This is a genomic window from Bacillus sp. FJAT-27225 (assembly GCF_001685025.1).
In the GTDB taxonomy this organism is placed as follows: Bacteria; Bacillota; Bacilli; order Bacillales; family Cytobacillaceae; genus Bacillus_D.
This window is the reverse complement of sequence record NZ_MAYU01000024.1, coordinates 322219-332032: the sequence shown is the minus strand read 5'-3', so window position 1 is coordinate 332032 and position 9814 is coordinate 322219. Positions and strand designations below refer to the sequence as shown.

Sequence of the window (9814 nt, the reverse complement as noted above, 5' to 3'; positions counted from 1 at the left end):
AAAAGGGGTTCGGAATGAGACCATTCCGAACCCCTTTTGTCGACAATCTGAGAAAGCCTTAGCAACAAGGCTTTCTAAAAATCCCTTTACCTATTCAAAAAATAATTAAACAATCCATCATGTATCCCCTGGGCTGCTTTCTGTTGGAATGCAGAAGTGGCAACCGTTTTTTCCTCGTAAGGGTTGGAAATATAGCCAAGCTCCAGGAGTGCTGCCGGGCGTTTGTTCTCACGCAGGACGTGATAGTTCCCATACTTTGTGCCAAGGTTTTTCATCTTTGTCTGGGCGATAACCGAATTCTGGATTGATGAAGCCAAAGCTTTATCCTTTGAACTATTATAATAGTACGTTTCAATTCCAGCACTTGTTTTTGAAAAAGCATTATAGTGAATGCTCAAAAACGCATGGGCAAGATTGAGGTTTGAAATACTGACTCTCTTGGCAAGTGTTAAATACGTATCTGTTGAGCGTGTATAAATGACCTTTGCCCCTGACTTTTGAAGGAGTGGCCCAACCTGAAGGGCTGATTTTAACGTAAGCATCTTCTCATAATAAATGGCTCCGACTGCCCCGCTGTCATACCCGCCATGGCCGGCATCAACAACGATGACCTTTCCCTTCAGGACTGTCGCCGGATCCCGAAGCACCGTCGATAATATCCAGCCTGTCGTTCCATTTGATTTCTTCACTTGCGTCCAGCCATCCTTCACCGCAAGTTTGTCAAAATAGGTTCCCGCTGTTTCTGAAGACACAATCGCGTAGGTTGTGCCAGGGCCTTTCCTCATGCTTGTTGCGGATTTCAAAACAAGTTTTGGATTTACAGGGGTTACGGCGGTTTTGGAAATAAAGGAGGATGATACCCACCCATTCAATGATTTGGAAGGAACAGAAACCTTTAGCCAGCTTCCATCTGTTCCATGTACCGTCACCGCAGTACCACTCGGAATTGAGCCAAGAACTGTTCCTGTCGTGCTTGCCGCATTGCGGACATTCAGGCTATTCGCAGTAACATAGCCGCTCCAGGTAACAGGGGACAAGTATTGGGATGAAACCCAGCCTTTCACTGTTCCAGAAGTAATATTTGACCAGCCGCTTTTTTCCGATAGGACAGTCACCAGTGTGCCGGTCGGAAGCTTTCCTACGATCGAGTAAGAGGTTCCCACACCCGAACGTACATTAAGAGAAATAGCCGTTACCTTTGCCTGAAATGAATAGGCAGCGTCGGCTTTTGTATTGTCCAGTGACAGAACGAATGAAAATAAGACTAAGAAGCAGACGACAACTTTCCCCAACGATGATGCAGCTTTCACTCATTTCCCACCTTTTGTCTTTTCTTGTATGTTTTTGTAAGTGCATATCCACTATAAACCAAAAATGGAATGGAAAAGAGGTAAAAAAGTCCCGTTTCACGCTACAGGTAAAACTTGGTAACCAAAAAACACAATACGGCATTACTGAAATGCAGCATTTTTCAACAAGGGGGACAAACCTTCCATTGTTTCCTACTTAATAAGCTTAACTTTAAGTAAAAATGTGTTTCGAAACCTCCTTATGCGCCAACGCCCTTTTTGACAAGCAGTCGGCAGGCTATCTTTGTTGAAGGTTATCCTCAATCGTTTCTTTTCGACTAAATATTCCAACAAAATTTGGGATTTTGCACCCTTTAATCTACTTTTGTGGTAATATATTCTTACTACTAAACTACCAAAGAGGTGATTTCAGTCCAATGAAAGGTAAAGTTGTCGCTGCATGTGCAACAGTTGCCATTTTGTCTGCCGCGTATTCTGCACAGGCCTCTGCATCTGGAACGGAGTATATTGTCAAAAAGGGTGATACTCTATCAAAAATTTCCCTTACATACAAAACCACTGTTAAGGATTTAAAAACTGCAAATGGCTTACAATCTGACCTCATTTTTATTAATCAAAAGCTGTCCATTCCCACTGCGTCTATCAATCTGGTTACAGTCCCTATAGAAACACCAGCTGCAACTTTAACTGCTTCCGCATCCCATACGGTCGTAAAAGGGGATACATTAAGCGGGATTGCACTTAAGAATAAAACAACTGTGGCAAACCTAAAAAAATGGAACAGCCTTAAATCCGATTTGATTTATATAGCACAAAAGCTGATGGTTTCGGCCCCTGTTTCCGAATCGGCCCCAGTAACGGTAACGCCAACGCCAAGTCCAGTACAAGTAGTGCCAGTATCTGCCCCTGCCCCTGCCCCTGCTCCCGCTTCACAAAAGCCGCAGCCGGCAAATCCAGCTTCACCGCCAACCGAAGCTGCCGATAAAGACTATGCATCCTACACAATTAAAAGCGGTGACACTCTGGGCAGGATCAGCATGAACTTCAATACAACAGTTTCCGAACTTAAGGCACTAAATAATCTTACTTCTGATTTTATCCGGGTTGGCCAGGTAGTAAAGGTTCCAGCTTCTAAGGAGACACAAACAGCAGAGCCCGCTAACGCCGTAAAGAATGATAACTTAATTTCTCTGGCGAAAGGATTAATGGGCACTCCTTATGCATGGGGCGGTTCAACCCCAAAAGGCTTTGATTGCAGCGGATTTATTTATTTTGTATTTAAAGAATCAGGGAACAACCTTAACAGGCACTCATCCCAGGGCTTTTACGATCGCTCTTATTATGTAGACAAACCTGAAGCAGGTGACCTGGTATTCTTTGAGAATACATATAAAAAGGGCATTTCCCATATGGGTATCTACATAGGAGACAACCAGTTCATCCATGCCTCCGATAAAGGAGTCACGATTACAAGCCTGAACGATTCCTATTACAAAAAACATTTCTCGAGCTTTAAACGATTCTATTAAAAATAGTAAACAGGCATACCGGCTTCGGATGCCTGTTTTTATCATTTATTTGACTTTATAGAAGCCTGAAGGAGAACGAAATTTAAGGAAACCTCACCATTTTTCAATATTGCCAGTTTGTTTATGTCACTTTTTAGCGATTGAAAAAAGAATATTTCCCTCTTTTCTAAATTTATTTATATAATCCTACTAATTTCCCCTTTTATATTGGAAATTTTATACTATTATTTATTATACTAGTAATAATAGATTAAATAATACGGTTAAAAGATAGGTCAAGGGAGGTGTACTATGAATGGCCAACTGTACGAACTGGGTTTCAAAATAAAGAAACTTAGCGGTGAACTTGCCGATTATTTGGATACCCCGGGAACCGGCAATAAATATAGCTTGCTGTACCACCATATAGACGACCCCCACTACATGCAAAAATACCTTTTCTACCTGCTGGGAGACTATCTTTCAACACATAACCCTACCATCAAGAACGATTTAATCTCTTTTGCGAACCTAATGGGCCAGCGTTCAGTCGGGATTGCGGGTTCGCTCGATTCATGCATTAGCCTCGTTTACAAATCCCGTTCTGCTATCATCGCGTTGATGGAGCGTGAACTAAAGGAGGAGAAACTTGATGCTTACCAGCTTATCGAGGCCATTAAAGTTCTGGATCCCCTGCTGAATGCAGTCCTATATTCAGTGATAAGCCATTACAATGACATTCTTTTCACTACAAAATATGCCCTTGACGAATCTACAGAGGATTTGCGAATGACCTTGAAGGAATTGGCAGAACTTAAGAGGGCTCTTAATGAAGCTACAATATTTGCGGTAATGGATGAACATGATCGCTATCTCTATGTCAATCAGCGGTTCTGTGAGGTTTCTAAATACTCAAAAGAGGAACTGATTGGCCGGACTCCCTTTATCCTTAATTCCGGCTATCATCCGAAAAGCTATTTTGAGGATGTATGGAAGGACTTAAGCGAAGGCAAGGTTTGGAATGGGGAAATACTGAACAGCGCCAAGGACGGTACAACCTATTGGACGGACACAACCATCATCCCTTTCATGGATAAAAACGGAAAGAAATACAAGCACATTTCCATTCAATACGATATAACCGAAAAGAAACGAACCGAGGAAACACTGCAAAAAGCTGAAAAACTATCGATGGTAGGCGAGCTTGCTGCGGGTTTTGCCCATGAGATCCGCAATCCGCTTACAACAATAAAAGGATTTGTCCAATTGCTGACAGAAACAACCGAAGAAACGGTCTTCACAAGTACCATTCTTGAAGAAATCGACAGGATTAATTCAATTGTCAGTGACTTCATGATTTTTGCCAGGCCACATGTTGCCGATTATACACAGTGCGATTTGGCCGAAATCCTGCAGAACGCCGCAAAGTTCCTTGAACCAGAAGCCCTGCTTAGAAATGTCCTGATTATTACGGATTTTCCCGAGGAACAAGCCATCCTATCAGGGGAAAAAAACCAGCTGAAGCAGGTATTCCTCAATATCCTTAAAAATGCAATTGAAGCAATTCCAAACGGCGGTTTCGTCTACGTTACCCTGAGCAACCTCGCCACAGAAGTATCTGTAACTATTAAGGATACCGGAATTGGTATGACGGAGGAGCAGTTGAAAAAGCTTGGCGAGCCGTTTTTCACAACAAAATCAACGGGAAACGGCCTTGGGCTGATGGTGACATATAAAATCATTCAGGACCATAAAGGAAAAATAGATGTTTTCAGTGATGGCCCATATACAGGCTCCACCTTCAAACTTACCTTCCCGCGCATAATATAAACCTGATCAAAGAGGGACGGTTCTTGTTTTCCGTCAGCATAATAGGGAATTATAACTTTAGACGAAGTTTTTCTAGCGTAGTACCTTATAGAATCACTTTATAGGCCTTCCTATGTACATGGTTTGAAATCATGTACATAGGAAGGCCTTTTTAAAAACGTTTCGGCAAATTCTCTATCACTCTTTCCAGATTCGCCATTTTATTGTCCACCTTACACCTTATCCTTGTCCATACTCGGCTTCCCCTGTCCTTTTCCGTCTATTTTTGAGGAACGGTTCTTTGTTTATTTTCATAAAAAAGACGGTAAACAACTAGTAAAAGGAAGAAATGTCATGAAACCGCCAGTTCCATTAAAACAACAGACATTCACACAGAGGGGTGACAAGGAATGAAAATAAAAGCAGGCAGCTGGAAGCGATTAGCCACATGGGAAAAACAGTTCATTCTACAGGCAGTCAGCAATAAAACAAGAAATCGCTAGTAAGATTAAACAAATAGTGAGCATCTATATAAAAAATCACCCTGCACCTTCAGTAGGCAGCAGGGTGATTCTTTGTTTCTATCTTTCTATGAAGATATGTTACTTTCCTTTGCCAGGCGTTTCTCCGGATTGCCCAGGGTTATTCCCGCCTTTGCCAGGTGTATTGCCAATCTGGCCTGGAGGGGCATACTTTTGTTTTTTGGTAACCACTCCATTTTTGTCGAGCTTGTACCACCAGCCATCATAGCTCTCCCACTTGTCTCTCTGCTGAATCCCCTCATCATTGAAGAGGTACGTCTTTCCATCAATCGTGACAAGGCCGGTCTGCATTACCCCATCCTGATTGAAATAATAGACAGCTCCGTCAATGGCCTTCCAGCCGGTTACGCGGGCACCATTATTGACAGGGTCGAGATAATATACATTGCCGTCAAGCTCAAGCCAGCCGGTTACCTTCTCACCCTTCTCGTTGAAGTAGTACCAGAGGCCGCCTTCTTCCACCCAGCCTGTTACAATGACAGGCTCGGATCCAGTAACGATCCTGCCCTCAACAGCAGGTGAAATTGGGCTGAGCTTTGTTACATATTCAGCTGTGATTTCATAGTCAGTAATCAACAGCTCGTTAATGCGCCCTTCGTTCTTTGCAGCTTTGAACATAGTGAAGCCGTCTCCGCCATCGGCCGTAAACGCATTGGTTGCAACGGTATAGGTATTGTCAAGATTAATAGGCTCATAGCCATTGGCTGTTTTCACTTCCACTGACCAAACACGGTCATAGGCAGGCTTTGACGGGTCATATTTAAATTGCAGCCCGGATACCTGAAGGAACTGGCCAGCACCTGATTCTACCTTCGCAACGGAATGCTCGAGGGCGTCCCAAATCTCTTTACCTGTCAAATCAAGTGTAACAAGCAGGTTAGCGAATGGCTGAACAGTCAGCAATTCACCAAGGGTAATGTCTCCCTGATCAATCGAAGCACGAATGCCGCCGCCATTTTGCAGTGCAATTGATGTTTTAGGATCAATCGACTTTGCTTTTTCAAGCATTGCATCTGTGATCATGTTGCCAAGGTTTGTTTCTTTAGTCCTTACATTGCCGCGTTCGCCGTCAAGAGGAACATTGGTGTAGCCAACAACGGTTTGCTTCAGTTCTTCAAGTGGAGCTTTGAACTCATTAACCTTTGCCTGAGCAGCTGCATCAGGAGTGAATACTGCCACATCGCGAAGTTCGCCAGTGGATTGTGTTACAACGCCCTCTTCATCAAATGAAACATTCAGGACTCCTAGGAAGTTCAAATATTCATTTGCCTGAACAATTACAGTTGGCTCTTCTTTTTCAACCAGGACAGGCTGTGTTAATTTCGTATGGGTATGGCCGCCGACGATGACGTCAATTCCGTCAACTGCTTTAGCAAGGTCCTGATCTGGACCGTAACCAAGATGTGAAAGAACGATAATTTTGTTGATGCCTTCCTCCTCAAGGGCAGCAACGGTTTCCTGTGCTGATCCAACGGCATCTTCAAAGATAATGTCGTCAGATGGGCTGGCAAGGAATGTCGTATCAGGAGTAGTCAGCCCGAAAATCCCTACCTTTTCCCCATCAATTTCCTTCACAATTGCAGGATAGATGTTTCCGCCTTCCGGTGAGGAGGAAATTTCATCCTTGAATAGCTGGTTCAGCACGTCATCGCCTGTTACGTTGACATTAGAGCTGACCATTGGGAACTGCATGTCCTTGATAAAATCGGCCAGTACATTTGAATCCTTATCAAACTCATGGTTTCCGAATGTCATAGCATCGTAACCCAGCTGATTCATAAACCATAAATCTGCTTTGCCAAGATATTTATTGAAGTAAAGCGTTCCAGAGAACACATCGCCTGCATCAACCAGCAAGGCATCAGGGTCTTCCGCGCGGACTTGGTTTACAGCGGTGAAAAGTTTTGGATATTTTTCAACGTTTGCATGGCTGTCGTTTACATGCATAAGTGTCAAATCAATCGGCTTCGGATCTGGAGTCAAATCGATTAGGGCAACCAGCGGATCGTGATCGCTGACCCTACCATGCGCTTCTGTGAAATCGGAATTCAGGTGAACGATATCCAATTCTGCTGAGCCTACCAAGCGGTTTGACACCAGCAGGTGATCAAGCACCTGTGCATTCCCCTGGTAGTTGTACGTATACCGCTCCGGCTTTGGTACACTTTCAATCAGGTTTGTCAGGTCATCGCCTTTTAATGTTTCAAGAGGTGCAGAGAATTCAAAGTCATTCAGGTCGCCTAGGACTACAACATTCGCATCAGGGTTCTTTGTTTGAACATCGGAAACAAAGTTGTTTACGATTTTCGCAATTTCAAGACGCTGTGCCTCACTGCCAAGTACCGGCGGCTGATTTTTACCGAAAATCGGCTCGTCTCCGCCTTTTGAGTTGAAGTGATTCGCAATAACAATCACTTCTTCGCCGTTAAAGACAAATTCAGCTGCCAGCGGCTTACGGCTTGAATTGAACGCTGTATTTGTCGGGTCAATCCGGCCGGGGTTCAATGTAAGCGAGCCATTTTCATAGGAAACCGCTTGTGTCGCAGTACCTTTTGGAGCACCTTCTGCCAGCTGGACGCGCTCAGGGTTATAAAGGTAACCGACTCGGATGTTTCCTCCAGGTGCACCCCCGTCCCTAAGGTTTTCAGGTGCAATATCCGTCCATTTATAAGTTGGGCCGCCAAGGGCTGCTATTGCATTAATCAGCGCTTCATAGTTTTTCGAAGCATCAACTGTTCCATCATTCTTTTCGCCATTGTTGTCCTGTACTTCGACAAGGCCAATGATGTCAGGTGTTTTTAGGTTGTTTACAAAAGTTTCAGCAAGCTTTTGAGTCTTAGCTGTTTCACCAGCATGGTAGTTTTCCATGTTGTAGGTTGCGACAGTCAGCTTGTCCTCTTCTTTTGTAATAGTAGTTGATTCACGCGCGGCAGTTCCCTCAACCAATGGAGGTAAATCCGATTTGTTTGTCAGGATTTTGTAGTTGGTGAAGCCATAGCTGACAACGCCTGTTACCGTTCCGTTCAAACGGTCGCCAGTCTTGTTAACAAAATTCCGGTCACCCATCAGGATATGCATCCGTTCAGGGTTGGAGTTTTCTTCAGTGATAATCGTGCCACCGGCTATCGTATAAGGCTTGCCTTCAACCTTACCGGCAATAACAGGAATTTCACCGTATTTTTGCGGAGCTGTTGCAGTAGGATTTTCGATTGAAACCCTCATGCTTTCGAGGCTTTCGTAAAAATCAATTCCATCTTCTTGTGGGTCAAATGTTCCAAACCTGTCGTTATCAACAACTTCTGTCGGAGGGATTACATCCTTGCCGATGACGACTGGCTGTGGCAGAGGCTGGTTGTTTCCAATTACCCAAATTGCACCGTTCTGTGCGTTGATTTCGGTCATTGCCAGATCGGTCTGTAGCTTTTCAGCATAACCGTCCAGTACCCATTCCTTCACAAGGCCGTTTACCGCTACAAGGTCACCGACTTTTACGTTATGAGTTGGCTTATAAACAAGAATCCCTTCAGACGTATTGCTGTCACTGTCAGGTGTAACCGATTGCATGTAGAAGTTGCTTGCATCTTGAACATGAGTAACAATACCCCTGACTCCTGTTACATTTTGGTCTTTAAAAGGAGATGTATGAGAGTTTCCCTGAATTTCATGGATTTTCGGGCCTTCGGCTGGGGGTTGCCCAGGGTCTGATGGATTTTCCCCTACGAAGCTCATTGCAGTAGGGCTCCTTAATCCTGGAACTGAGAAATAAGCAGCTAAGGTGCCAGTGACCAGGATTTCTTTCCCGATATTTCCTTCATTTGTCTTCACATTAAATTTCGTCCGAAAGTCACCGGATGGTAGCTGAACTGGCAGTATTTTTGCAGGATCTCTTTCAGTTGGAGAATCTGCAATTGCTATATTTGTATCTCCATCAAATGGTGCATCAAAATCGTAACTTCGGGTTCCTTTTGTAAATGCTACAATATACCCCTTTACTGTCGCTGTGCCGCTATTGTTCGCAATTGCTTGTGAAACGGTTATATAATTTTCCTCTGCACTTGCTTTGCCCGCATATGGCAGGATTGTTCCTGCTAGCAATGCGAGAATTGTAGTTAGGACGAATAATTGCCTTCTAATAGCCTTCAAATCCTATTGCCTCCTTAGATATTTAGCAATTTATTTACTTAAAGCGTTCAGTGGCTTTCGGTTTGCAGTCGTTTTTTGCAAGTGTGAATGACAAGGCCAAGCGATGGCACGCACTCCTTTCGAGGAAATTTTACACTGCACTCCTCATTTTATCTGAATGTTAAAAACACGCACATAGGCCGTTATTCACGTTTTAGAGGAAATATTCCGACTTTTATTCGACTATCTTTGGCAAATCTCCTCCTTTTTCATTGCATATCTAGGTAAACAGAACTAAATTATTTCCATAATTATGAATTAACACACTGAATTAGGTGGTTGCCGTCAGTATTTGTTGAACGGTTAGCTATTCAATTTCGCCTCTGGCAGCGCTATAGTTATACATAGAAAGACAATAGATAGCAATGGTTCAAAAACAGCGCATTATCAGCCTGTTTCCGTCAATAAATAAAAACGGGGAGTGAACTTTCATGAAAATTCAAGTTAAAAACTGGAGAATGCT

4 protein-coding genes are annotated in these 9814 nt (G+C 43.5%); 2 read left to right on the top strand and 2 right to left on the bottom strand.

Annotated features, from left to right (window positions below):
- Positions 1-86: 86 nt before the first annotated feature.
- On the bottom strand, positions 87-1310 hold the full coding sequence (locus tag A8F94_RS22625; protein WP_066206077.1) for an N-acetylmuramoyl-L-alanine amidase: 1224 nt from the start codon (positions 1308-1310) through the stop codon (positions 87-89).
- 416 nt (positions 1311-1726) lie between these two features.
- Here A8F94_RS22625 and A8F94_RS22620 point away from each other — a divergent pair, with 416 nt between their 5' ends.
- Both A8F94_RS22620 and A8F94_RS22615 read left to right on the top strand, forming a co-directional pair.
- Positions 1727-2839, top strand: a complete 1113-nt coding sequence (locus A8F94_RS22620) for a C40 family peptidase (protein ID WP_066206075.1) — start codon at positions 1727-1729, stop codon at positions 2837-2839.
- 291 nt (positions 2840-3130) lie between these two features.
- Positions 3131-4648, top strand: coding sequence for an ATP-binding protein (locus A8F94_RS22615; RefSeq protein WP_066206073.1), 1518 nt, complete (start codon positions 3131-3133; stop codon positions 4646-4648).
- A gap of 581 nt (positions 4649-5229) precedes the next feature.
- Here the strand turns inward: A8F94_RS22615 and A8F94_RS22610 are convergent.
- Positions 5230-9312, bottom strand: a complete 4083-nt coding sequence (locus A8F94_RS22610) for a 5'-nucleotidase C-terminal domain-containing protein (protein ID WP_066206071.1) — start codon at positions 9310-9312, stop codon at positions 5230-5232.
- Between the last annotated feature and the right edge of the window lie 502 nt (positions 9313-9814).

Bases quoted from the DNA above. Each gene is read 5' to 3' on its own strand.
- A8F94_RS22620 (WP_066206075.1), top strand. From the start codon at position 1,727: ATGAAAGGTAAAGTTGTCGCTGCATGTGCAACAGTTGCCATTTTGTCT.
- A8F94_RS22615 (WP_066206073.1), top strand. From the start codon at position 3,131: ATGAATGGCCAACTGTACGAACTGGGTTTCAAAATAAAGAAACTTAGC.